We start from the raw sequence: 23,914 nt of genomic DNA, 5'->3' as shown, positions 1-23,914 counted from the left end.
TCCTTTCGATCCGGTAGAAGCATCCAGTGCGGTCCATGCGCCGGAACCCGGGTCCGCCGGGCCGGTCAGCCGAAGGTGTAGTGCTTCTTCACCGGCACATGCACGTCCCAGGTGCAGGACATGCCGGGGGGAAAGGTGACAAGGTCGCCCTTGCCGATACGGACCGGCTCACCTCCCTGGGGCGTGACGGTGACCTCACCTTCGAGGATGTAGCAGGTTTCGCTTTCGTCGTAGGTCCAGGGGAAGGACGAGACACCGCAGCTCCAGGTCGGCCAGCGCCGAACGCCCAGTTCGCCGAGGCGGGTTTCCGGGGGATTGTTTTCGATCTTGATCGAGGGCATGGCATCGGCTCCTGTCATCGAGTGGGAAAGGGAGCGGAAAATCTAGCCCAGTGCCGCGGGCGCGTCGAGATTTCAGGCCGTAGGGCCGTTTCGCAAGAAAGGGTTGCTGCGTCGCTCGTCACCGAAGGTCGAAGTCGGACCGTGGCCGGGGATGAAGGTCACGTCGTCGCCCAGTGGAAACAGCCGTTCGCGGATCGAGCGGATGAGAATGTCGTAATCGCCGCGGGGGAAATCGGTGCGGCCGATCGAGCCTTTGAACAGCACGTCGCCGACCAGCGCCAGTCGCTGGCCGCGATGGAAGAACACCACATGGCCGGGCGTGTGGCCGGGGCAGTGCAGCACTTCCAGGGTCTCCGCGCCGAAGCTCACGGTGTCGCCGTGTTCCAGCCAGCGGTCGGGGGTGAAGACGGTGGTCCCCGGCAGGCCGAACATCCGGCATTGCTGCGGAAGGGTTTCGATCCAGAATGCATCGTCCCGCTGCGGGCCTTCGATGGGGATGCCGAGCTGTGCTGCCAGGCCGGCGGCGCCGGCCGCATGGTCGGCATGGGCGTGAGTCAGCAGAATCTTGCTCAGGGTGAAGCCGGCGTCCCCGGCCGCGGCCATGATTCGGTCCAACTCACCGCCGGGATCGACGACGGCGCCCAGGCCGGTGGTTTCGCAGCCGAGGATCGTGCAGTTCTGCTGGAAGGCGGTGACGGGGATGATGATGGATTTCACGGAGGCTGGATCGATCTGACTTACCTGAAGGACCATGGTACTTGAAAACGCCGTCGACATGGTTTTTCAGTCCTTCGGCGCACGCGTGATCCGCCGTTTCCCGGTCCTTGGGAGGCTGCGCATGATCCTGAAGCACGTGCCGCTTACCGTCGGCTGGCTCAGCGCTTCCATAGCCAGGCCGCGCCGCGCACCCCGCTGGAATCTCCGTAGCGCGGCGGCACCAGGCGGGTGTCGACCCGGTCGGAGAACACGTATCGTCCCCACAGCCGCGGTACATTGGCATACAGCCGCGCGCAGTTGGAAAGCCCGCCGCCCAGCACGATGACGTGCGGGTCCACGATGTTGATGACGTGGGCCAGCGCGCGGGCCAGCCGGTCCTCGTAGAGCGCCATGCTGCCGCGGCAGCTCGCATGGCCCAGTTCCGCGCGCTCGGCGATGCTCTTGGCGTCCAGGGATTCGCCGGTGCGGCGTTCGTGGTCGCGGGCAAGTCCCGGCCCGGACAGGAAGGTCTCGATGCAGCCACTCTTTCCGCAGTAGCAGGGCGGGCCGGGGCGCTCGATGCCTTGCGGCCAGGGCAGCGGATTGTGGCCCCATTCCCCGGCGATGGCGTTGGCGCCGTTGAGGAGCCTGCCCCGTATCACGATTCCGCCGCCGACGCCTGTGCCCAGGATCACCCCGAACACGCTTTCCGCCCGCGCCGCGGCGCCATCCACGGCTTCCGACAGAGCGAAGCAGTCGGCGTCGTTCGCCAGCCGCACCGGCCGGCCCAGCGCCCGCGCCAGGTCTTCCCGCAGGGGCATGCCGTTCAGACACACCGAATTGGAGTTCTTCAGCCGCCCCGTCGCCGCCGACACCGCGCCCGGCGTGCCGATCCCCACCGTGCCCCGCTCGGCCAGCTCGTATTCGGCCTCCTCGACCAGTCTTACGATGGTCCGGATCGTTTCCGGGTAATTGCCCTGAGGCGTATCGGTGCGGCGGCGGAGCAGTTCCCGGCCGTGGGAGGTCATGGCGATCAGTTCGACCTTCGTTCCCCCCAGGTCGATGCCCAGCAGCAGGCTCATGAAGTCAATGTGTCTGTCGAAAACCGTGAGGGTAGCGATTCCCCGCGTTGGTGTGCAAGCGATGGAGAGGAAAGACTCGGCGGGCGTGTAGTACCATGCAGGGAAAAAAGCCCGTCTGGGCGTTCAAGTTCGATAATTAGAAAAATGTGAGGGAGGGGATATGCAGCATTTGCGCGAATGGCTCAGCGACTGGTTCAGGCGGATTCTTCCCAACGCACAGGCCGTCTCGTTCGCGATCCTGCTGGTAGTCGGTTTCATCGTCGTGGTCAGCCTGGCCAAGATGCTGATGCCGGTATTCGCCGCCGGCATCATCGCCTATCTGCTGGACGGCCTGGTGGAGATCGGCGAGCGCAGAAAGCTGCCGCGGCTGGTTTCCGTGATCGTCGTCTACCTCCTGTTCCTCGCGCTGCTGCTGGTCGTGTTCATCGGCCTGCTGCCGCTCCTCTATCAGCAGACCCTGCAGCTGATCGAGCAGGCGCCGAGCTGGGTGAATCGCGGGCAGGTGCTGATCATGGAATTGCCGGAGCGCTATCCGGACTACATCACCCAGGAACAGGTGAACGATCTGATCGGCGCGATCCGGGCGGAGCTGATCTCCTACGGTCAGTCCATGCTGACCTATTCCTACGCCTCCTTGGTCAGCCTCATCACCGTGGTGGTCTATTTCATCCTGGTGCCGCTCCTGGTGTTCTTCTTCCTGAAGGACAGGGACCGCATCCTGGGCTGGTTCACCCAATACCTGCCGCGCGACCGCAACCTGTCCAACCGCGTATGGAAAGAGGTGGACATGCAGATCGGCAACTACGTGCGGGGCAAGTTCGTCGAGATCGTCATCCTATTCGCGGCCAGTTTCGTGACCTTTTCCCTGATGGGCCTGAACTACGCCTTGCTGCTGGCGGTGCTGATGGGGATTTCGGTCATCATCCCCTACGTCGGCGCGACCTTGGTCACCTTTCCGGTCATGATCGTCGCGTTCTTTCAATGGGGCGTGTCGGATGATTTCTGGTACCTGATGCTGGCCTACGCCATCATCCAGGCGCTGGATGGGGTGATGCTGGTGCCCTTGCTGTTTTCCGAGGTGGTCAATCTCCACCCCGTGGCCATCATCGTGGCGATCCTCTTCTTCGGCGGCTGGTGGGGATTCTGGGGCGTGTTCTTCGCCATCCCGCTGGCGACGCTGGTGAAAGCCGTACTCAGCGCCTGGCCGCGGTTGGGGGAAGGCGAAATGCCCGCGGCCGGCGGCCCATAGCCGCGCGGCTCAGAGTGCGTCCGAAGCGAAATCCGCCAGCCGCGAGCGCTCGCCCCGGCGCAGGGTGATGTGGGCCGCGTGCGGCCATTGCTTGAAGCGATCGACGACGTAGGTGAGGCCGGAGGTGGTGCCGGTGAGGTAGGGCGTGTCGATCTGGCCGATGTTGCCGAGGCAGACGATCTTGGTGCCGGGGCCGGCGCGGGTGATCAGGGTCTTCATCTGCTTCGAGGTCAGGTTCTGCGCCTCGTCGAGGATGATGTACCGGTTGAGGAAGGTGCGGCCGCGCATGAAGTTGAGCGATCTGACCTTGACCCGGTTGAGCAGCAGGGTGTTGGTCGCCGCCCGTTCCCAGGCGCCGGCGTTCTCATGGCTGCTGAGCAGTTCCAGGTTGTCGAGCAGCGCGCCCATCCAGGGCGTCATCTTCTCTTCCTCCGTGCCGGGCAGGAAGCCGATGTCCTCGCCCAGCGGGATCGTTTCCCGGCTCATGATGATCTCGCGGTACAGCTTCTGGTCCAGCGTCATGACCAGGCCGGCGGCCAGGGCCAGCAGGGTCTTGCCGGTGCCGGCGCTGCCGAGCAGGGTGACGAAGTCGATGTCCGGGTCGAGCAGGACGTTGAGCGCGAAATTCTGTTCGCGGTTCCTGGCCTGGATGCCCCAGACGGCATGTTGCGGGGTGCGGAAGTCGCGGGCGAGTTCGATCACGGCGCTGCCGTTCTCACGCCGGCGGACGATGGCTTCGAACTGGGATTCGTCGGCCAGATAGAGGTACTGGTTGGGGAAGAAGTCCTTCACCAGCGGACCCTGAACCCGGTAGAAGGTACGGCCGCGCTCCTGCCAGGATTCCATCTTGCCGCCGTGGGTATCCCAGAAGTCGGGCGGAAGCTCGATGGCGCCGCTGTAGAGCAGGTTGACGTCGTCCAGCACCTGGTCGTTGTGGTAGTCCTCGGCCCGAAGCCCCAGCACCGTGGCCTTGATGCGCATGTTGATGTCTTTCGACACCAGCACCACCTGCCGGTTGGGGCATTCCTCGGACAGCGCCAGGAGGGTCGCCAGGATCGAATTGTCCGGAATGTCCCCGGGTAGGCTCACGGGGAGGGAGGCGGCGAGCCGGCGGGTCTGGAAGAACAGCCGGCCTTGACAGCGTTCGTCGATGCGGCCGGCGTAATCCGTCCGCGTCAGCGGGATGCCCTGGTCGATGTCGTCCAGGGCGGTCAGGTGGACCAGTTCGTCGAGGAAGCGGCTGGCCTGGCGGGCGTTCCGCGCGACGTCGGACAGGCCTTTCTTGCCGTGATCGAGCTCCTCCAGAACGATCATCGGGATGAAGATGTCGTGTTCCTGGAAGCGGAACAGGGAGGCCGGATCGTGCATCAGCACATTGGTATCGAGCACGAACAGCTTGCGGTCGGCGGCGGACGTCATGGGGCGGATTTCCGTTTGAAAAGCGATCAAGCGGAGGTCTTCGCGGCGAGCCCTGCGACGGCCCGGAGCACCTCCTCGGCATGTCCTTTGACGCCGACTTTGCGCCATTCGGCGGCGAGCCGTCCTTCGGCGTCGATCAGGAAAGTGCTGCGCTCTATGCCTCGCACCTGTTTACCGTACATGTTTTTCAGGCGGATGACGTCGAACAGCCGGCACAGTGCCTCGTCGCCGTCGGAGAGCAGCTCGAACGGAAATCCGTACTTGCAGCGGAAGCGTTCGTGCGACTTCAGGCTGTCGCGCGAAACTCCCACGATGTCCGCCCCGAGCTTCTGGAATTCGGGGTAAAGGTCGCGGAAGTCCTGGCCCTCCTGGGTGCATCCCGGGGTGCTGTCCTTGGGATAGAAATAGAGGACCAGCGGGCGCCCATGCCGCTGGGACAGCCGGAACGTCCCGCCGCTGGTCGATTCGGCCTGGAAGTCCGGCACGGCTTGTCCGAGGGTCGGTGTGTTCATCGGAAGGCTCCTGTGAAAGAACGGCTCAGCGCTTGACCGGCTCCAGGATGGCATCGAGGTTCTGGCGGTCGCAGAATTCGACGAATTCGTCCCGCAACGGGATGATCTTCATGGCCGGCGGAATCATCACCGTCAGGTGCGCGATGAACATCGGCGTGCCGGTATAGGGCGCGGGTGGACGGCTGGTGCTGACGTCCAGGATCTTGATGTGGCGGGCGGCGAAGAAATCGGCCAGCTCGTAGAGATGGCTGCCGCTCTCCCCGGCCACCACATCCACGGCATAAGGGATCGCATCCTCCTCGCGCGGTTTGTCCTCGGGCAGCCGTCGCATGTGGATCTTGAGCGCGTAGCGGGCGGCCAGGTTTTCCAGCGCGCTTTCGAACCGGGCGATGTGGTTCCAGTTGCCTTCCACCATGAGATGGCCGGCGAATTCGGTGCCGAGTTCGGTCAAGCGGCTTTCGAGCAGGGTGCACCGGCACTCGCTCACCACCTGGCCGATGTCGGCGATCAGGTTCAGGCGGTCGGCGCCCAATATGGTTGCGACGATTTGCATTCGGTGAGGATTTGGATGGTTGTGCGGGAGTCTTGCGGGAAGTTTACCACGTGATGCCGGCCGTTCAGCCGGTCCAGGCGACCAGGCCGTAATGGGCGGTGCTCAGCACGACCAGGCCGAAGGCGATCCGGTACCAGGCGAAGGCGGTGAAATCGTGTCCGCCGATGTAGCGCAGCAGCCCGCGCACGGCGAGGAAGGCGCTGACGAAGGCCGCGGCGAAGCCGATCCCGAAGGCGGAGAGATCTTCCGCGTGAAGGATGCCCCCCGTTTTGTAGAGATCGTAGGCGGTGGCGATGAAAAGGGTCGGGATGGCCAGGAAGAACGAGAATTCGGTGGCGGCCCGGCGCGAGAGCCCCAGCAGCAGGCCGCCGATGATGGTGGCGCCGGAGCGCGACGTGCCGGGGATCATCGCCAGGGTCTGGAACAGACCCAGCTTGAGCGCGAGGCGCCAGTCGACGTCGTCGATGGATTCCACCCGTGGAGGGCGTTGGCGCCGCTCTACCCAAAGGATGATCAGACCGCCCAGGATGAACGTGGTCGTCACCGTGGTGGAATTGAAAAGATGGGCCTTGATGGCCTTGCCGGCCAGGAATCCCACGATGCCGGCGGGCAGGAAAGCGATGATGAGGTTCAGGACGAAGCGGCGGGCCTGTCGGCTGTGGCCGAGGCCGAACAGCAGCTCGACGAGCTTGCGTCGGTATTCCCAGCACACGGCGAGGATCGCCCCGGACTGGATGACGACCTCGAACAACTTGCCGCGGTCGTCGTTGAACTTCAGCAACTCACCCACGAGGATGAGATGGCCGGTGCTGGACACCGGCAGGAATTCGGTCAGTCCTTCGACGAGGCCGAGGATCAGGGCGTTGAGCCAATCGGGAAGCAGCATGGCGGAAGCGGATGGGTAGGTCAGGGATCTGGAATGGGCCGGGATCGGTTCTTCGGGGTGGCCGAGGTCTGGGCCGAGCGTTCCCGCAGGTAGCCGATCACGAGGGGCAGCACAGAGACGGCGATGATCGACAGGACCACGGTGCTGAAATGGTCCTTGACCCAGGGAATGTTGCCAAAGCCGTAACCCGCTCCGACCAGGAGAGCCACCCAGAGCAGGCCGCCGATGACGTTGAAGGTGGCGAATTCTACGTACCGCATGCTGCCCACGCCGGCCAGGAAAGGAGCGAAAGTCCGCACGATGGGCACGAAGCGGGCGATGATGATGGTCATCTTGCCGTAGTGCTCGAAATAGCTGTGCGTGCGCTCGATGTGCTTCCGGTCGATGATGCGCAGGAAGTCGCGGTCGTGGAGCTTGTATCCGAAGAAATAGCCCACGAGGTAGTTGACGGCATCGCCCACGATCGCCGCCGTCGCGAGGACGAGGCCCACGGTCGAAACATCCATGGCACCGGTGGCCGCCACCGCGCCGGCGGCGAACAGCAGCGAATCGCCGGGCAGGAAGGGGAGGATGATGAGGCCGGTTTCGCAGAACACGACCAGGAACAGGCTCAGGTATATCTGGCTGCCGTGAGCCGCAGCCAGCTCCGGCAGATGCCGGTTGAGATGGAGGACATAGTCCAGATAACTGGTCAATTCAGGCATGATGGTCCGGATATGGGCAGGGTCTCGGAAATACGCTTGAAACGGTGGAATTGGGGTGGAGTCGCGACTAGGAATCGGTATCGGAGACCCTGTATGATAATCCATCTCGTGTGGTTCCGATCCTTCCCTTGTCCGCCCTTAGCCCCTTGCCGCCGCCGACCGAATCCTTTTATCGACCGGGCGCAGCAATCTTGCTGCTGGTTTCCGCGGCACACCTCGGCCTGTGGCTGGGCTGGCGCGAAATGAAGCGGCTGGAGCCGGTGCGCGTGCCGCAGCAGGCCATCGAGGTATCGCTGGAAATGATCGCCCCGGCGCCGAAGCCGGCGGAGCCCGCCGCCCAGCCCGCCCCGGCGCCGCCCAAGCCGGTCACCCCGCCCAAACCCAAGCCCGTCGCCAAGCCCAAGCCGTTGACGAAGACCCTGCCCAGGCCGCTCCCGGTCCAGCCCGAGCGGACGCTAGGGGACGCCGCGCCACGGAGCGAGCCGGCCGCGCCCCCTCCCGAAGCGTCGTCCGCCGCGGGCGGAGAAGGCGTGCCAGGCGGGAGGAGCGGTAGTTCAGTCCCCGCATCGACTCCCGCGAGTTTCAACGCCAATTATCTGCACAATCCCGTGCCGGAATACCCCGCGTTTGCCAAGAAGCAGCGCTGGCAGGGCAAGGTCATGCTCAAGGTCCACGTGCTGCCGACGGGTCTGCCGGCCGAAGTCGAGCTGCAAGCCAGCAGCGGCCACGACATCCTCGACGAGTCCGCGCTGGAAACCGTCCGCCGCTGGCGCTTCGTCCCGGCCACCAAGGGCGGCAAGGCCGTGGCGAGCTGGGTCGTGGTGCCGCTCGAATTCTCTCTGACTCATTGACAGCACTGGCAGGAATCATGGTCACCGATACTTCCACCCTCATCATCAATGCCACCCTCTGGGTCCTCATCGCCTTTTCGGTGCTCACCTGGACGCTCATCGTGCTCAAGGTCTGGCAGTATTGGCGGCAGAGCCTCGCCAACCGGAGCTTCGAAGAACGGTTCTGGGGTGCCTCCAGCCTCGACGAGGCCCGAGGGGAGATCGCGTCCGGCAAGACCGCTCCCGTCGTCCGGCTCGCCGGCGCAGGCTTCGAGGTGCTCGACAACGCCCGTCAGAGTCACCCGCCTGCCCTCAAATACCGGGGTGACCTGCTCGCCACCCTGGAGCGCAAACTCAAGCGCCAGCTGGAGCGCGAATCCCGGCTGTCGGATATCGGGCTCACGGTCCTGGCCAGTATCGGTTCCACCGCGCCTTTCGTCGGTCTGTTCGGGACCGTCTGGGGCATCATGCACGCCCTGCAGGACATCAGCCGAAGCGGCAAGGCCAGCCTGGAAGTGGTGGCCGGCCCGATCGGCGAGGCGCTGATCGCCACCGCCATCGGCATCGCCGTCGCGGTGCCGGCCGTGCTGGCCTACAACTTCCTGATGCGGCAATCGCGCCGCAAGCAGCAGGCGCTGGAAATCTTCGCCGAAGACTTCCTGCACCTGGTCGCCGCCGAGACCGCCCACCGCTGAAGGAGAGACGCCATGGCCATGAAAACCGGGGGCGACAGCGACGAAGTGATGAGCGAGATCAACGTCACCCCGCTGGTGGACGTCATGCTGGTGCTGGTGATCGTGTTCCTGGTGACGGCGCCGCTGCTGACCCAGAGCATGAACGTCAACCTGCCCAAGACCGGCGCGGTGGCCGCCTCGGACGACAGCCAATCGACCCCGATCGGCATCGACGCCCAGGGGCGCATCGTGCTGGACAAGACCGAGATCGCCGGTCTGGCGGAGCTGGAGGCGAAGCTCCGGGAACGGGTGCAGCAGAATCCGGAAGGCCTGTACATCGTCCACGCCGACCAGGCGGTGTCCTATGCCGTCGTCGCCAAGGTGCTGGCCGCCGCCCACAAGGCCGGAGTCAACCGGCTGTCCCTGGCGACGGTGCAGGAGTAGTCTCCGGTGGGGCAGCGTCCTGGCCCCGGCGATTCCCCGGGCATCTTTCCCCGTGTTGTCAGTGGCAGGGGCGACACGCTACCATCGGCACTTTTTAGCGGATGCATCGAATGATTCAAGGCAGTATCGTTGCCCTGGCAACGCCCATGGAACCCGATGGGAGGCTGGATGTTCCCGGTCTCAGGCGACTGGTCGAGTTCCACATCGAACAGGGGACGGATGCCATCGTGGCGGTGGGGACGACCGGCGAATCGGCGACGCTGGACGAGGAAGAACACACGGAAGTCATCCGTCTGGTGGTGGAGCAGGCCGCCGGCAGAATCCCGGTCATCGCCGGTACCGGTGCGAACGCGACCACCGAAGCCATCCGTTTGACCGCCAGGGCCAAGGCCGTCGGCGCCGACGCGTGTCTTCTCGTCACGCCGTATTACAACAAGCCGACCCAGGAGGGCCTCTACCGCCATTACCTGGCGGTCGCCGAGGCAGTGGACATTCCGCAGATCCTTTACAACGTGCCCGGCCGTACCGGCTGCGACATGCTGCCGGCCACCGTCGGGCGGCTGGCGCAGGTTCCCGGCATCGTCGGAATCAAGGAAGCGACCGGCAAGCTCGAGCGGCTGGCCGAGATCCGGGCGCTGTGTCCCGAGGGGTTCGCCCTGTATTCCGGCGACGACGCAACGGCGTGCGAATTCTGCCTGTCGGGCGGCAACGGCGTGATCTCGGTCACGGCCAACGTGGCGCCGCGTCTCATGCAGGAGATGTGCCGAGCGGCCATCGCCGGTGACCGGGCGACGGCCGAGGCGATCAACCGCCGGCTCGAGGCCCTGCACCATGATCTGTTCATCGAGTCCAATCCCATACCCGTGAAATGGGCACTGCACGAAATGGGACTGATCCAGGAGGGAATCCGTCTGCCGCTGACCTGGCTGGCCGCGTCCTGCCGGGAGGCGGTGCGCCAGGCCATGCGTCAGGCCGGCGTGCTCTGAGGACCATTCCATGGGCAATGGATTCAGATGGGCGGCTCTCGGCAGTGCGCTCTGGCTGCTGGGCGGCTGTACCTATATCGCCAGCCTGTTTCCGGACAAGCAGAAGCAGTACCGCTATCATTCGGAAATACCCCCGCTGGAAATACCGCCGGATTTGAGTTCGTCGACCATCGAGGGCGCGGTGACTTCGGCGGCCCAGGCGGAAGCCCTCCGGCCGAAGGAGGAGCCGACGCCCCGAGCTACGGCCGAAACCGAGCCCGTGGAGCCGGATCCGAAGACCACGCTGGCGCAGGACATGAGCGACGTTCCCCTCATCGAGGTCGAGGCGCCGTTCGAGGATGCCTGGCGCTCGGTCAACCGCGCCCTTGGCCGGGCCAAGCTCGAAGTGGTCGGGGAAGACCAGGCGAAAGGCATATTCGAGGTCTATTACAACGGTACCGGGCAGCGCGCGCCGGAAGACGTGGGACTGTTCTCCGGCCTGTTCGGCGGTGGCGGCGACAGCACGGCCTCGGCCTTCCGTGTCCATGTCGAGCAGAAGGGCAAGGTCACCCAGGTTTTCGTCACCGATGGACGGGACGACCCGCAACAATCGGGATTGGGGCTCGAACTGCTGAAGACCATACACGCACAGTTCCAGAAATCCGCGAGCGCTTCGCCGGCAGCCGGCGGCGAGGACGATGCCGGCACGGCGGAAGAGTCTCCCAAACCCGCCGAATAAGGCGGCCTTCGATTTTTTCTACACTCTGCGAGCCATAGCCATGGTTGTCTGCATTCCGGGCCCATCGGCCTTGTCCATGTTCCGCGCCAGCCGCCTGCTGGCATCCCTGCGGGGAGTCGCGCCGGCCGTTCGCAAGGTCGATGCCCGATTCGTCCATTTCGCGGCGCTGGCGCGCGGTCTGGACGATGTGGAGCACCGGCTGCTGCGGCAGGTCCTGAACCATGGTCCGGTCGAGAGCGAGACGGAAGCCAGCGAAACTTTGCTGGTGACGCCGCGGCTCGGGACGATTTCGCCCTGGTCCAGCAAGGCCACCGAGATCGTCCGCCGCTGTGGCCTGGATGCGGTCTGCCGGGTCGAGCGCGGCATTGCCTACGCGCTGCAGCTCGACGGCGAGCTGTCCGCGGCGCAGCGTGAAGCTGTCAGGGCGCTGCTGCACGATCGCATGACGCAGACCGTCCTCAGCCGCGGGCAGGAAGAGATGCTGTTCCGCCAACGCGAGCCGGAGCCGCTGCAATACGTCCCGCTCATGCAGGAAGGCCGTTGGGCGCTGGTCAAGGCCAACGCCGCTCTGGGGCTGGCGCTGTCGGAAGACGAGCTGGATTACCTGGAGCAAAGCTATCGGGCGATGTCGCGCAACCCCAGTGACATCGAGCTGATGATGTTCGCCCAGGCGAATTCGGAGCATTGCCGCCACAAGATATTCAACGCCCAATGGCGGATCGACGGCGAGGCGCAGGATCAGACCCTGTTCGGCATGATCCGCCACACCAGCCAGGCGAGTCCCGAGGGCATCATCTCCGCCTACAGCGACAACGCCGCCGTGATCCGGGGCGCGCGGGCCGAAGTGCTGCTGCGGGATCCCGGCGGTTTCGCCTACGGCTACCGGGAAGAACCGGCCCATCTGGTGATGAAGGTGGAGACCCACAATCACCCGACTGCGATCTCTCCCTTCCCCGGCGCCGCCACCGGTGTCGGCGGCGAAATCCGCGATGAGGGCGCCACCGGGCGCGGTTCGCACAGCAAGGCGGGCCTGTGCGGCTTCGCCGTCTCGCACCTGCGCATTCCCGACTTCATACAGCCTTGGGAGACCGGCAGCGGCAGGCCGGGGCGCATCGCCTCACCGCTCCAGATCATGCTGGAGGGGCCGATCGGCGGCGCGGCGTTCAACAACGAATTCGGCCGTCCCAACCTGTGCGGCTACTTCCGGACCTTCCAGCAGTTGGCACCGGATGGCGCGAGCCTGTACGGCTACCACAAGCCGATCATGCTCGCTGGCGGCATGGGCAACATCCGCGAAGTCAATCTGGGCAAGTCGGAAATCCCGCCAGGCGCTCCCATCGTGGTACTGGGCGGGCCGGCCATGCTGATCGGGCTGGGCGGCGGCGCCGCCTCCTCGGTGGCCTCCGGCGAAAGCGCCGAAGACCTCGATTTCGCCTCGGTGCAGCGCGACAATCCGGAGATGGAGCGGCGCTGCCAGGAAGTCATCGATCATTGCGTCGCCCTTGGCGAGGACAACCCGATTCTGTCGATCCACGACGTCGGTGCCGGGGGACTGTCCAATGCCGTGCCGGAACTCATCCACGACAGCGGGCGGGGCGGGCGTTTCGAGCTGCGCGACATTCCGAGCGCGGAGCCGGGCCTCTCGCCGATGCAGCTCTGGTGCAACGAGTCCCAGGAGCGCTACGTGCTCGCGCTGCGACCGGAGCGGCTGGAACGCTTCCAGGCGCTGTGCGAACGCGAGCGCTGTCCGTTCGCGGTGATCGGCCACGCGACGGCGGACGAAGACCTGGTGGTCAACGACCTCCGGTTCGCCAACCATCCGGTGGCGATCCCGATGTCCCTGCTGTTCGGCAAACCTCCCCGGATGCTGCGCGACGTCGCCCGGCTTCCGGCTGCGACCAAGCCGCTGGATTTCGCCGGCTTCGACTGGCGCGACGCCGTCAAGCGGGTACTGAGTCTGCCGGCGGTGGCCGACAAGAGTTTCCTGATCCACATCGGCGACCGCTCCGTGGGCGGATTGGTGGCGCGGGATCAGCTGGTCGGCCCGTGGCAGGTGCCGGTGGCGGACGTGGCAGTGACGGTATCGGGTTTCCGCGCCGTCACCGGTGAGGCCATGGCCCTGGGCGAACGCTCACCCATCGCCGTGATCGACGCGCCGGCATCCGGGCGCATGGCGGTGGGAGAGGCGTTGACCAACATTCTGGCGGCCCCGATTGCCTCGCTGGGCGACGTCAAGCTGTCGGCGAACTGGATGGCTGCGGCCGGCGCACCCGGCGAAGACGCCCGCCTGTTCGATACCGTGCGCGCGGTAAGTCTGGAGCTGTGTCCGGCGCTGGGTGTCGCCATACCGGTCGGAAAGGATTCGCTGTCGATGCGTACCGTGTGGCGCGAGAGCGGCAAGGAGATGGCCATGATTTCGCCGCTGTCACTGATCGTTTCGGCATTCGCGCCGGTGACCGACGTGCGGCGGACATTGACGCCGGAACTGCGGCTCGATGGCGGCGCTTCGGTGCTGGTCCTGATCGATCTCGGCCAGGGCCGCAACCGTCTCGGCGGCTCGGCCCTGGCCCAAGTGTACGGCCAGATGGGGGAGACCTGCCCGGACCTCGACGATCCGGCCTTGTTCCGGGCGTTCTTCGGGGCAGTGCAGTCGCTCAGCAGCGATGGCTTGATCCTCGCTTATCACGACCGCTCCGACGGCGGTCTGTTCGTCACGGCGGTGGAAATGGCCTTCGCCGCGAGGACTGGCATCGATCTGCACCTCGATCACCTGGGTGATCCGGTGGCGGCGGCATTCGCCGAAGAGCTGGGCGCGGTCATCCAGGTGGCCAGCGACGACCTGCCCGCGGTGATGGTGAGGCTCGAGGATGCCGGCCTGGGTGCCTGCAGCCGGGTGGTCGGAGCACCGCGTTCCGACAGCAGGATCGTGGTGCACCATGGGGGCATGCCGATATTCGGCGCCAGCCGTGCCGAACTGCAAGGGATATGGTCCGAGACCAGCTACCGTATGCAGGCATTGCGGGACAATCCGGATTGCGCCCGGCAGCAGTTCGAATCCCTGTTCGACGACGGCGACCCGGGTTTGCATGCCAAACTGAGTTTCGATCCGAACACCGATGTTGCGGCTCCCTATCTCAATCTGTCGCGGCCCCGGATGGCCATACTGCGCGAACAGGGTGTCAACGGTCACATGGAGATGGCGGCGGCGTTCGACGCGGCGGGTTTCGCTTGCGTCGACGTGCACATGAGCGATCTGGCGGAAGGCCGCATCGGTCTAGCAGACTTCCGGGGACTGGCGGCCTGCGGCGGATTTTCTTACGGTGACGTACTCGGCGCGGGCGGCGGTTGGGCCAAGTCGATCCTTTACAACGCCCGGTTGCGCGATGAATTCGTGGCCTTTTTCCGGCGGGAGGACACCTTCGGACTCGGGGTGTGTAACGGCTGTCAGATGCTTTCGCAATTGCACGAACTGATCCCGGGGGCCGAGAATTGGCCGCGCTTCGTGCGCAACCGTTCCGAACAGTACGAGGCGCGGGTCGCCATGGTGGAAATCCAGCCGTCCCGGTCGATCTTCTTCGATGGCATGACGGGATCGCGGCTGCCGGTCGTGGTCTCGCACGGCGAGGGTCGGGTCGAATACCGCCCCGGAACCGGTAATGGGGGACAGCTCGTGGCGGTCGCCTTCGTCGACAACTATGACCGGATTACCGAAGCCTATCCCTTCAATCCCAACGGTTCGCCTCGTGGCATCACCGGTCTGACCACGCCGGACGGGCGTTTCACCATCATGATGCCGCACCCGGAGCGCTGTTTCCGTACCGTGCAGAATTCCTGGCGGCCCAGGGATTGGGGCGAATATGGTCCGTGGATGCGAATGTTCCGCAACGCCAGGCGGTGGGTCGGATAATTGACTTGGGTTGGACCGGCATTGAAAAGGTCTTGAGCGAAGGTATAATCGATCGATTTTTCCGAGGAGTCCGGATCGATGCGTCGTCCTCTGGTGGTTGGAAACTGGAAGATGAACGGCAGGAGCGCGAGCGTGGCTCGCCTGCTGAACGACATCCTGGCCGGCATCGGAGACTGTAAGGCAGAAGTCGGGGTGTGCGTGCCGTTCGTTTACATCCCCCAGGCATCCGAGATACTGAAGGGCACCAAGGTGATGCTGGGTGCGCAGAACGTCGCGGACCACAACTCCGGCGCGTTCACCGGCGAGATTTCAGCCGGCATGCTGCGCGAGTTCGGCTGTGAGCTGGCCATCGTCGGGCACTCGGAACGGCGTCTGCTCTATGGCGAGTCGAACGAACTCGTGGCGTCCCGCTACGAACAGGCGATCCAGGGACATCTCAAACCGATCCTCTGCGTCGGCGAAACGCTGGAGCAGAGGGAGCAGGGCAGGACCCTTGCGGTGATCGGGGCGCAGATCGACACCGTGTTCGAATTCGCCGGCGTCCAGTCCCTGGAGCATGCGGTGATCGCTTACGAGCCGGTTTGGGCCGTCGGGACCGGGCGCAGCGCGACCACCGGCCAGGCCCAGGAGGTGCACTATCACATCCGGAGTTTGATCGCCCGGTGGAATCCGGAAGTGGCTCAGGCGGTGCAGATTATCTATGGCGGAAGCGTGAAGCCGGAGAATTCCGCTGAATTGTTTGCGATGCCCGACATCGATGGCGGCCTGATCGGCGGTGCCTCGCTCGATGCGCGGGCGTTTCTGTCGATCTGTCATTCAGTTTCAGTTTAGGGGCTTTTTATGATTCAAGCGTTGACTGTCTTTCATGTTTTGCTCGCCTTGAGCATCGTCGGACTGGTGCTGCTGCAGCAGGGGCGCGGAGCGGATGCCGGCGCGGGCTTCGGCGGCGGTTCGTCCGGCAGCCTGTTCGGCGCGCGGGGCGCGGCGTCCTTTCTGTCGCGGACCACGGCCATTCTGGCCACCCTGTTCTTCGGCACGAGCCTGACTCTTGCTTATCTGTCCGGTCATGTGGATAATAGGCGGCTCGATATCATGGACGTTCCTGCTGTCCAGCAGTCACAACCGGACATGCCTGCGGTGGCCCCGGAGCCCGCCAAGAGTGGATCCGATGTGCCGGCGCAGCCTGCGCAATGACGTCCTTCCTGAACAGCCAGCCGATGTGGTGGAATTGGTAGACACGCCATCTTGAGGGGGTGGTGACGCAAGTCGTGTCGGTTCAAGTCCGACCATCGGCACCAATTCGAAGATCCCTAAAGCCGGTCTTGACGCGTTGGCGTTCAGACCGGCTTTTTTCATTTTGGCGATAGAGTCCATGGAATTCGCTGTCAAATGCTGCGATGGTCCGGCCCGCCGGGGCGAGCTCTCGTTTCCTCGCGGTCGTGTGCAGACGCCGGCTTTCATGCCGGTGGGTACCTATGGCACTGTCAAGGCCATGACGCCTGAGGAATTGCGCGACAGTGGCGCGGAGATCATTCTCGGCAATACCTTCCATCTGATGCTGCGTCCGGGCGTGGATATCATCCGGGCCCACGGTGACCTGCACGGGTTCATGCACTGGGACGGGCCGATCCTTACCGACTCGGGTGGCTTCCAGGTGTTCAGCCTGGGCGCGATGCGCAAGATCGGCGAGCAGGGGGTGCTGTTTCGCTCGCCCATCGACGGGAGTCCCGTCTTCATGGGGCCGGAAGAGTCCATGGCCGTCCAGCGCGCGCTGGGCTCGGACATCGTGATGGTGTTCGATGAATGTACGCCATACCCGGCGGAATACGGCGAGGCGCGCGCCTCGATGGAACTCTCCCTGCGCTGGGCGGAGCGCAGCAAGGCGGCGCACGCCGATAACCCTTCCGCGCTGTTCGGCATCGTCCAGGGCGGTATGTACGAAGACCTGCGGGCCCGTTCGATCGCGGGTTTGCAGGAGATCGGCTTCGACGGCTACGCGATCGGCGGCCTCTCGGTTGGAGAGCCCAAGGAGGACCGCCACCGGGTACTGGAAGCGCTGATGCCGCAGATGCCCGCCGAACGTCCCCGCTATCTGATGGGAGTGGGCACGCCGGAAGACATCGTCGATGCGGTGACGCGCGGCATCGACATGTTCGACTGCGTGCTGCCGACCCGCAATGCACGCAACGGCCATCTTTTCACCCGCTTCGGGGCGGTCCGTATCCGCAACGCCCGGTACCGGGACGATCTGCGGCCGATCGACGAGGAGTGCGGCTGCTACACCTGCCGTCACTATTCCCGTGCCTATCTGCGCCATCTCGACCGTTGCGGCGAGATCCTCGGGGCGCGTCTGAACACCATCCACAACCTGTTCTATTACCAGGAACTGATGGCAGGTCTGCGGGCTGCCATCGAGGAAGGAACCCTCGAGCGGTTCGTCGAGCGATTCCATGCCCTCCGCTCCACCGGTAACGCATTTATGTGATAATGCGCGACTTTGAATTCGTCGAATAAGAACTAGAGGTTGACCATGAGTTTCTTTATTGCCGACGCCTTGGCGGAGGCCGCCCCCGCTGCGCAGGAACCCGGGGCCGCGGGTTTGATTCTGCCCATGGCCGTTCTTGCCGTGTTCTTCCTGCTGTTCGTGCTGCCGCAGAACCGCCGCCAGAGGGAGCACAAGAAGCTGCTGCAGTCGCTCGTCAAGGGGGTTGAAGTGGTCACGACGGGGGGGATTCTGGGCCGGGTGGTGGAGGTCGACGACAATTTCGTCACGCTGGAAGTGGCCGAAAACGTCCAGATCTGCGTACAGCGCAGCGCCGTGGCCTCGCTCATGCCCAAGGGCACTTACAAAGCGGCCAAGCGCAAACCCGAATCCAAGTAAACCCGCCTCTCCGGCGGCTTTGCCGAGCCGCCGGATACTCCCGTTTCCAAATAGGTTCCGAGCATGCGAAACCGTTTTCCCTTATGGAAAAACCTGATGGTCGCAGCCGTGCTGATCCTCGGGATCATTTACGCGCTGCCCAATTTCTTCGGTGAAGACCCATCCGTTCAATTGTCGGCGGTTCGTGCGGCGAAGGTCGATGACAGCCTCAAGGTCCAGGTGCAGGGGCTGCTGGATGCGGCCGGTCTCAAGGCGAAGGCCGTGGAGATGGCTGACAAGCGCATGCTGATCCGGTTCAGTGATACCGATTCGCAGCTCAAGGCGTCCGACGTTCTGAACGAGAAGCTGGGGGATGCCTACACGGTGGCCTTGAATCTGGCGCCGTCGACGCCTTCCTGGCTGCGCGCGTTTGGTGCCAAGCCCATGTATCTGGGACTGGACTTGCGGGGCGGTGTGCATTTCCTGCTTCAGGTCGACATGGATGCTGCCATCAAGCAGGCGGAAGACCGTTACGCGGAAGACGCCCGCAGCCTGCTGCGCGAAAACAAGATTCGTTACCAGTCGGTGGAAAAACAGAACGGCGTGATCCAGGTCCGGCTGCCGGATCCCAACGCCCTGTCGCAGGCGCAGGTGCTGCTGAAGCGCGAGCTGCGCGGGCTACAGATCGACGTCAAGGAAGGCGAAAACCTGCTCGAAGGACGCTTGTCCGAAGTCGAGCGGCGTGAGATCAAGCGCTTCGCCGTAGCCCAGAACACGACGACGCTGCGCAACCGCGTCAACGAGCTCGGTGTGGCCGAACCCGTGATCCAGCAGCAGGGCGAGGATCGCATCGTCGTCCAGTTGCCCGGCGTTCAGGATACCGCGCGGGCCAAGGAAATCCTCGGCGCCACCGCGACTCTGGAGTTCCGGCTCGTCGACAACGAACACCCGGTGCCGGCCGAGGGGGAGAAAGCGCCGTTGGGCTCGCATCTCTACCGCGACCGCCAGAACCGTCCGGTTCTGTTGGAGCGCAAGATCATCGTCACCGGCGACCAGGTCGTCGACGCGGCTTCCGGCATCGACCAGCAGAGTGGCCAGCCGGCGGTCTACGTCACGCTCAACAGCGTGGGCGCCAAGAAGATGGGCGACACCACCCGCGAAAACGTCGGCCGAGCCATGGCGGTGGTCTACATCGAGAACAAGTCCGAGACCAAGGAGATCAATGGCCAGAAGGTGACGACCAAGAAAAAGGTCGAGGAGGTCATCAACATCGCCACCATCCGCGACCGTTTCAGCAAACGTTTCCAGATCACCGGCCTGGACAGCACCGAGGAGGCGCGGAACCTGGCTCTCCTGCTGCGGGCGGGGGCGCTGGCGGCACCGGTGGACATCGTCGAGGAGCGCACCGTCGGCCCCAGCATGGGCAAGGAAAACATCGACCGCGGCGTCAAGTCCAACGGCTACGGCTTCATCGCCATCGCGGTGTTCATGATCCTCTATTACCGGATGTTCGGCCTGTTCTCCATTCTGGCGCTGGCGGCGAATGTCCTCCTGCTGGTTGCCGTGCTGTCGCTGCTGCAAGCGACCCTGACGCTGCCGGGTTTGGCGGGTATCGCTCTGACCGTGGGTATGGCCATCGACGCCAACGTGCTCATCAACGAACGCATCCGCGAGGAACTGCGGGCGGGCAGTACGCCCCATGCCGCCATCCATGCAGGCTATGAGCGCGCATTCGCTACGATTCTGGACTCCAACGTCACGACCTTCGTCGCCGGCGTGGCCCTGTTCCTGCTTGGGGCAGGCCCCGTACGGGGCTTCGCGCTGGTGTTGTGCATCGGCATCCTGACCTCCATGTTCAGCGCCGTCCTGGTGTCCAGGGCGCTGGTCAATTTCACCTATGGCCGGCAGCGCAAGCTGGTCAAGATCGCAGTCTGAGGATAGCAGCCATGGAATTCTTCAAGATCAAGCGTGACATCCCGTTCATGCGTTACGGGAGGCTCACGACGACCATCTCCCTGGTGACCTTCATCCTCGCCATCCTGGCTTTGGGGTTCAAGGGCCTCAATCTGGGCATCGACTTCACCGGCGGCATCCTGATGGAGGTCCGTTATGCCCAGACCGCCGACCTCGAAGCGATACGCAAGACGTTGGAGGAGCAACGGATCGCCGAAGCCGCCGTGCAGAATTTCGGCACTTCCCGCGACGTCCTGATTCGCCTCCCGCTGCGAGAGGATACCGGCGCCAGGCAGAGCGACCAGATCTTCTCGGCGCTCAAGGCCCAGGACGGGACGGCCGAACTCAAGCGCGTCGAGTTCGTCGGGCCGCAGGTCGGCAAGGAAATGTATGAAAGCGGTGGACTGGCGCTCATGCTCGTGGCCGCCGGCATCATGGCCTATCTGGCGATGCGGTTCGCCTGGCGGTTCGCCGTCGCGGCGATGATCGCCAACATGCACGACATCGTCATCATCCTGGGGATGTTCGCCTTCTTCGAGTGGGAGTTCACGCTCAGCGTGCTCGCCGGCGTGCTCGCCATCCTGGGCTACTCGGTGAACGAGTCCGTGGTGGTGTTCGACCGGGTGCGTGAGAACTTCCGCAAGATGCGCAAGGCGGCGGTGACGGACGTCATCGACAACGCCATCACCGCCACCATGTCCCGCACCATCATCACCCATTCCATGACGCAGCTGATGGTGCTGGCGATGTTCTTCTTCGGCGGTGACGCCCTGCACAACTTCGCCCTGGCGCTGACCATCGGCATCGTGTTCGGCATCTATTCCTCGGTGCTGGTCGCCTGCCCCGTCGTGCTGGCGCTGGGCGTAAGCCGGGCCGATCTGCTGCTGCCCGAGAAGGAAGGGCTGGTCGATAACCGGCCCTGAGCCGGGGCCGTCCCGCTCCCCGGAGGCCGCCTTGCGCGGCCTCTCATGCGTCAGAAGAGGTCGAGATAGTTTGCCGGCGGCTCGGGCGTGTCCCGCGTGCCGGTTTCGGGCGGCGCCTGCACGGCGCCGGCGGGTTCTGCGGGCTCCCCGGGCTGGCTGGAATCGGAAGTTTCGCCGGCCTGTGAATAGTGCGCCGTCGGTGCGACGATGATGAGCGTCCGGTAGCCACTGATTTTCTTCGGGGCGTTTCCCGCTCGCACGGGGCGCCCGGTATGACGCCCGATCTGGTCGATCAGGCCGTATCCGCTTTGGCCGATCAGGTGATAAAGCTCCTCCGCCCGGTGGTCCTCGATGTGGACGCAGCCGTGCGAGTCGGCCGCCCGCCCCAGCTTGTAGAGCGCATCACGGTCCAGCGAGGAATGCAGGGAAACACCGCCGTTGAAGAAGACCGACCAGAGCATCGGCGCATCGTAGGGGCCGGACCAGTGCCGGGAGGAGAAGCCCTGGGGGATGAAATAGCCGGAGGGCGTTTCGAATCCGGGAAGCCCCGTGGATATCAGCCAGTAATAGAGGAGCCCTTCTCCCCGCCGGTAGACCCGCAGGGTCTGGCCTTTGCCCCAGAACGCGCTGTCGGTTTTGTTGACGATGACGATCAGCCGGTAGCTGGCAAAGGCTGGATCACGTAAGGGATCGGGCAATGACTCGGCCTCGCTCCTGTCCGGGTCGCGGTAGGGTGTGAAGGCTTCCCGCACACCGAATCGATGGTTCGGGTTGGCTCCCTCATCCTGTTCATAGCGCGGTCGGGGGACGCTGCGGCCATAGCCTTCCCATGCACCGGCCCAGACGCCCGAGGATGAGGCCAGCTCCACCCAGGTCAACAGGAGTGATACCGCGCCTTGACGTATAGCCGGGCCGAACGGCCTCGTTTTCATGCTTGGCTCCCTGGCCGGGGAACTTCCAGGGGGTATGGTAGCTCATCTGCGGAGATGCTGCTCAGGGCGGCCGGTGGGGCGTGTTCTCCGCCGCCGGCAGGGTGGCCTGTTCGAGTCGGGCCAGCCAGGTCATCGCATGTGAGCGGTCTCCGCCACACATTTCGTCGGAAGGCCGAAGGCTGGAACAGCAGGCCGGGCGCTCCGGTCTTCCGAAGATGGCGCATTCCATATTGTCGCGGAGCTGGATGCAGGGAACCCCCGCAGGCTTGCCCCGGGGCATGCCTGGAATCGGGCTGGAAATCGAGATGGCGATGCAGCAGGCGCCGCAGCCCGGCCGGCAGTTCACGGCAGCGGATTCGCCTCGAACCGGGGCAGACGCTCCAGCAGCTCCCGCAGTCTGCCATCGAAGGGATCGGCGTAGGGCACGGGATCGAAACGGCCCCATACCACGCCCGGCCAGGCGCGGTCGTCCCGGTACCGCACGATGTGATGAAGGTGCAGCTGCGGAACCAGATTGCCGATTGCGGCGACGTTGAGTTTGTCCGCCCGGTAAATGTCGGCCAGCAGGGTGGACAGTCCGGCCGATTCCTCCCAGAGTTGGGCACGGTCCGGCGCGGTGAGCTGGTGAATTTCCCGGACTCCGGCGCGCTCTGGCACCAGGATGAACCAGGGATGGCTGCTGTCATTCATCAGCAAGAGGCGGCAGAGCGGGAAGCGGCCGAGGGGAAAGCAGTCCTGGACCAGCCGTTGGTGCAGGATGAAATCCGGTGTGGATTCGGGCTTCATCGATTCGCCGCCGGCTCATTCGGCGTCACGAACATCGCATCGCCGTAGCTGAAAAAACGGTATGCCTGTGCGATCGCGTGGCGGTAAGCGGCGAGCGTTTCGCGATGGCCTGCGAAGGCGCAGACCAGGACGAGCAGGGTCGATTCCGGGAGGTGGAAGTTGGTGACGAGCGCGTCGACGCAGTTGAACCGGAACCCCGGTTTGATGAACAGGCGGGTCTCACCGGAAAAGGTCCGAAGGCTCCCGCCGCTCGCCGCCGTTTCCAGAGTGCGCATCGAGGTGGTACCGACTGCGACTACCCGTCCGCCTCGGCCGCGGGCGCGCTCCACGGCTTTCACCACCTCGGGCCCGACTTCGCAATACTCGGCGTGCATGCGGTGATCCTCGAGATTTTCGGTGCGCACGGGCTGGAAGGTACCGGCGCCGACATGGAGAGTCACTCGAGCCATGTCTATCCCGGCCCCTCGGAGCCTTTCCAGCAGTTCCGTATCGAAATGCAGACCGGCCGTAGGGGCGGCCACTGCCCCCGGTCTTGTCGCATACACCGTCTGGTAGCGCTCCAGGTCGGCGGAGGTGTCGGGGCGAGTGATATAGGGCGGGAGCGGCATGTGACCGATCTGTTCGAGCACGGTCTGGAGCGGTTCCTCGCCCGCCAGCTCGAGAAGGAACAGATCGCCATCACGCTCGACCACCCTGAGCCGATGCTCTGCTTCCAAGGCGAGCCAGGTTCCTGGCCTGGGCGCTTTGCTGGCCCGCACATGGGCGAGCATGAGCCGTTCCCCGAGGAGCCGTTCCAGCAGTATCTCCACGGCACCGCCGGTTTCCTTGCGGCCGAAAAGGCGCGCGGGGAGCACACGGGTATCGTTGAATACGAGAAGGTCGCCCGGGCGCAGGAGCTTCTCGATGTCACGGAAGGATTTGTCTTCCAGAGCGCCGGTTGCGCCATCGAGACAAAGCAGACGGCTGGCGGAGCGCTCCGGCAGCGGCGACTGGGCGATCAGATTTTGAGGCAGATCGTAATGGAACTCGCTTTTCAACATCGGTCCATGTTAGCAGAATTCCCCGGGGTCAGACGTGGGCAGGCCGTCGCTTTCGACTCCGGCGTTCGTCGACCGCGAGAACGGCACGTTCGCAGAATTCGGGGGAGAACTTCGTTGATTCTTCACATCGCCTCATTTTCTCGAGCGTTCGAGTCTCCCCGAAAGCCGGGGATTCACGCCGGGCTGCCGGAGCATGGCGATGTCGAGTGTTGGCGTATCGTTTCTGCGATAAGCTCGATGGAACGCCTCCCGGTAGGGAGCCTCTGAACGAACGCGGTGCGGGTGAGCCGATCCTGTCCGGACCCCATGAACGCGGTGCCGCCGTGAAACAGACCCCTTCGCCATCTTGGTGTTCGACGGGAAGAAGACGTAGACCCGGCGGGAGAAGTTCCGGGCCGAGAGGGCGCAGGCGGCGTCGT

Annotated in this window: 25 protein-coding genes and 1 tRNA gene; 14 read left to right on the top strand and 12 right to left on the bottom strand. The window is 64.5% G+C overall.

What is annotated here, in order from left to right:
• Window positions 1–65 precede the first annotated feature (65 nt).
• The 3 genes from ACSHWJ_RS11965 to ACSHWJ_RS11955 all read right to left on the bottom strand — a co-directional run bounded on the left by ACSHWJ_RS11965 (window position 66) and on the right by ACSHWJ_RS11955 (window position 2,119).
• Window positions 66–341: a cupin domain-containing protein gene (locus ACSHWJ_RS11965; RefSeq protein WP_010960001.1), complete on the bottom strand. Its 276-nt coding sequence runs from the start codon at window positions 339–341 to the stop codon at window positions 66–68.
• 72 nt (window positions 342–413) lie between these two features.
• Window positions 414–1,058 carry an MBL fold metallo-hydrolase gene (locus ACSHWJ_RS11960; RefSeq protein WP_026045788.1) on the bottom strand — a complete coding sequence of 215 codons (645 nt, stop codon included), beginning with the start codon at window positions 1,056–1,058 and terminating at the stop codon, window positions 414–416.
• Window positions 1,059–1,216: 158 nt separating this feature from the next.
• Window positions 1,217–2,119: an ROK family protein gene (locus tag ACSHWJ_RS11955; protein ID WP_017364198.1), complete on the bottom strand. Its 903-nt coding sequence runs from the start codon at window positions 2,117–2,119 to the stop codon at window positions 1,217–1,219.
• A 160-nt stretch (window positions 2,120–2,279) separates the two neighbouring features.
• Here ACSHWJ_RS11955 and ACSHWJ_RS11950 point away from each other — a divergent pair, with 160 nt between their 5' ends.
• Window positions 2,280–3,368 (top strand): AI-2E family transporter, encoded by a 1,089-nt coding sequence (locus tag ACSHWJ_RS11950; protein ID WP_010960004.1) that lies wholly within the window; start codon window positions 2,280–2,282, stop codon window positions 3,366–3,368.
• Window positions 3,369–3,377: 9 nt separating this feature from the next.
• Here ACSHWJ_RS11950 and ACSHWJ_RS11945 read toward each other — a convergent pair whose 3' ends face one another.
• The 5 genes from ACSHWJ_RS11945 to ACSHWJ_RS11925 all read right to left on the bottom strand — a co-directional run bounded on the left by ACSHWJ_RS11945 (window position 3,378) and on the right by ACSHWJ_RS11925 (window position 7,442).
• On the bottom strand, window positions 3,378–4,787 hold the full coding sequence (locus ACSHWJ_RS11945) for a PhoH family protein (protein WP_017364199.1): 1,410 nt from the start codon (window positions 4,785–4,787) through the stop codon (window positions 3,378–3,380).
• Window positions 4,788–4,813: 26 nt separating this feature from the next.
• On the bottom strand, window positions 4,814–5,299 hold the full coding sequence (locus ACSHWJ_RS11940; protein WP_432539825.1) for a peroxiredoxin: 486 nt from the start codon (window positions 5,297–5,299) through the stop codon (window positions 4,814–4,816).
• Between the two features lie 25 nt (window positions 5,300–5,324).
• Window positions 5,325–5,852: a glycine cleavage system protein R gene (locus ACSHWJ_RS11935; protein WP_010960007.1), complete on the bottom strand. Its 528-nt coding sequence runs from the start codon at window positions 5,850–5,852 to the stop codon at window positions 5,325–5,327.
• Window positions 5,853–5,916: 64 nt separating this feature from the next.
• Window positions 5,917–6,738, bottom strand: a complete 822-nt coding sequence (locus tag ACSHWJ_RS11930; RefSeq protein WP_010960008.1) for an undecaprenyl-diphosphate phosphatase — start codon at window positions 6,736–6,738, stop codon at window positions 5,917–5,919.
• 20 nt (window positions 6,739–6,758) lie between these two features.
• Entirely contained in the window at window positions 6,759–7,442 is a 684-nt protein-coding gene (locus ACSHWJ_RS11925) for a VTT domain-containing protein (RefSeq protein ID WP_218797364.1), read from the bottom strand.
• Between the two features lie 191 nt (window positions 7,443–7,633).
• On the opposite strand from ACSHWJ_RS11925, the gene ACSHWJ_RS11920 reads away from it, so the two are divergent.
• The 13 genes from ACSHWJ_RS11920 to secF all read left to right on the top strand — a co-directional run bounded on the left by ACSHWJ_RS11920 (window position 7,634) and on the right by secF (window position 20,737).
• Window positions 7,634–8,293, top strand: coding sequence for an energy transducer TonB (locus ACSHWJ_RS11920; protein ID WP_432539826.1), 660 nt, complete (start codon window positions 7,634–7,636; stop codon window positions 8,291–8,293).
• A gap of 17 nt (window positions 8,294–8,310) precedes the next feature.
• Window positions 8,311–8,967: a MotA/TolQ/ExbB proton channel family protein gene (locus ACSHWJ_RS11915; protein ID WP_026597639.1), complete on the top strand. Its 657-nt coding sequence runs from the start codon at window positions 8,311–8,313 to the stop codon at window positions 8,965–8,967.
• Between the two features lie 12 nt (window positions 8,968–8,979).
• Entirely contained in the window at window positions 8,980–9,390 is a 411-nt protein-coding gene (locus ACSHWJ_RS11910; protein WP_010959802.1) for an ExbD/TolR family protein, read from the top strand.
• Window positions 9,391–9,500: 110 nt separating this feature from the next.
• Complete coding sequence (gene dapA, locus ACSHWJ_RS11905; RefSeq protein ID WP_010960012.1) at window positions 9,501–10,376, top strand: 4-hydroxy-tetrahydrodipicolinate synthase; 876 nt, start codon at window positions 9,501–9,503, stop codon at window positions 10,374–10,376.
• Window positions 10,377–10,386: 10 nt separating this feature from the next.
• Window positions 10,387–11,094: an outer membrane protein assembly factor BamC gene (gene bamC, locus ACSHWJ_RS11900; protein WP_017364903.1), complete on the top strand. Its 708-nt coding sequence runs from the start codon at window positions 10,387–10,389 to the stop codon at window positions 11,092–11,094.
• 40 nt (window positions 11,095–11,134) lie between these two features.
• Window positions 11,135–15,001: a phosphoribosylformylglycinamidine synthase gene (gene purL / locus ACSHWJ_RS11895; protein ID WP_010960014.1), complete on the top strand. Its 3,867-nt coding sequence runs from the start codon at window positions 11,135–11,137 to the stop codon at window positions 14,999–15,001.
• A gap of 78 nt (window positions 15,002–15,079) precedes the next feature.
• Entirely contained in the window at window positions 15,080–15,832 is a 753-nt protein-coding gene (gene tpiA, locus ACSHWJ_RS11890) for a triose-phosphate isomerase (protein ID WP_010960015.1), read from the top strand.
• 9 nt (window positions 15,833–15,841) lie between these two features.
• On the top strand, window positions 15,842–16,195 hold the full coding sequence (secG, locus tag ACSHWJ_RS11885; RefSeq protein WP_432539827.1) for a preprotein translocase subunit SecG: 354 nt from the start codon (window positions 15,842–15,844) through the stop codon (window positions 16,193–16,195).
• Between the two features lie 19 nt (window positions 16,196–16,214).
• Window positions 16,215–16,299, top strand: a tRNA-Leu gene (locus tag ACSHWJ_RS11880).
• 74 nt (window positions 16,300–16,373) lie between these two features.
• Entirely contained in the window at window positions 16,374–17,486 is a 1,113-nt protein-coding gene (gene tgt, locus ACSHWJ_RS11875) for a tRNA guanosine(34) transglycosylase Tgt (protein ID WP_432539828.1), read from the top strand.
• 45 nt (window positions 17,487–17,531) lie between these two features.
• Window positions 17,532–17,882 carry a preprotein translocase subunit YajC gene (yajC, locus tag ACSHWJ_RS11870; RefSeq protein ID WP_432539829.1) on the top strand — a complete coding sequence of 117 codons (351 nt, stop codon included), beginning with the start codon at window positions 17,532–17,534 and terminating at the stop codon, window positions 17,880–17,882.
• A 63-nt stretch (window positions 17,883–17,945) separates the two neighbouring features.
• Entirely contained in the window at window positions 17,946–19,796 is a 1,851-nt protein-coding gene (gene secD / locus ACSHWJ_RS11865) for a protein translocase subunit SecD (protein WP_017364900.1), read from the top strand.
• An 11-nt stretch (window positions 19,797–19,807) separates the two neighbouring features.
• The gene (secF, locus tag ACSHWJ_RS11860; protein WP_218797377.1) at window positions 19,808–20,737 is read left to right on the top strand and encodes a protein translocase subunit SecF; all 930 of its coding nucleotides are present in this window, start codon (window positions 19,808–19,810) and stop codon (window positions 20,735–20,737) included.
• Window positions 20,738–20,787: 50 nt separating this feature from the next.
• Here secF and ACSHWJ_RS11855 read toward each other — a convergent pair whose 3' ends face one another.
• The 4 genes from ACSHWJ_RS11855 to queA all read right to left on the bottom strand — a co-directional run bounded on the left by ACSHWJ_RS11855 (window position 20,788) and on the right by queA (window position 23,495).
• The gene (locus tag ACSHWJ_RS11855; protein ID WP_432539830.1) at window positions 20,788–21,669 is read right to left on the bottom strand and encodes a L,D-transpeptidase; all 882 of its coding nucleotides are present in this window, start codon (window positions 21,667–21,669) and stop codon (window positions 20,788–20,790) included.
• Between the two features lie 61 nt (window positions 21,670–21,730).
• On the bottom strand, window positions 21,731–22,114 hold the full coding sequence (locus ACSHWJ_RS11850) for a YkgJ family cysteine cluster protein (protein WP_432539831.1): 384 nt from the start codon (window positions 22,112–22,114) through the stop codon (window positions 21,731–21,733).
• Entirely contained in the window at window positions 22,012–22,455 is a 444-nt protein-coding gene (locus ACSHWJ_RS11845) for an HIT domain-containing protein (protein ID WP_432539832.1), read from the bottom strand. Before ACSHWJ_RS11845 ends, ACSHWJ_RS11850 begins: the two co-directional genes overlap by 103 nt.
• Entirely contained in the window at window positions 22,452–23,495 is a 1,044-nt protein-coding gene (gene queA / locus ACSHWJ_RS11840; protein ID WP_432539833.1) for a tRNA preQ1(34) S-adenosylmethionine ribosyltransferase-isomerase QueA, read from the bottom strand. Before queA ends, ACSHWJ_RS11845 begins: the two co-directional genes overlap by 4 nt.
• Between the last annotated feature and the right edge of the window lie 419 nt (window positions 23,496–23,914).

The sequence above is a fragment of the Methylococcus sp. S1M genome (assembly GCF_051295855.1).
Lineage (GTDB): Bacteria > Pseudomonadota > Gammaproteobacteria > Methylococcales > Methylococcaceae > Methylococcus > Methylococcus capsulatus.
The sequence above is the reverse complement of the archived record's forward strand: the minus strand, read 5'-3'. Positions and strand labels throughout refer to the sequence as shown.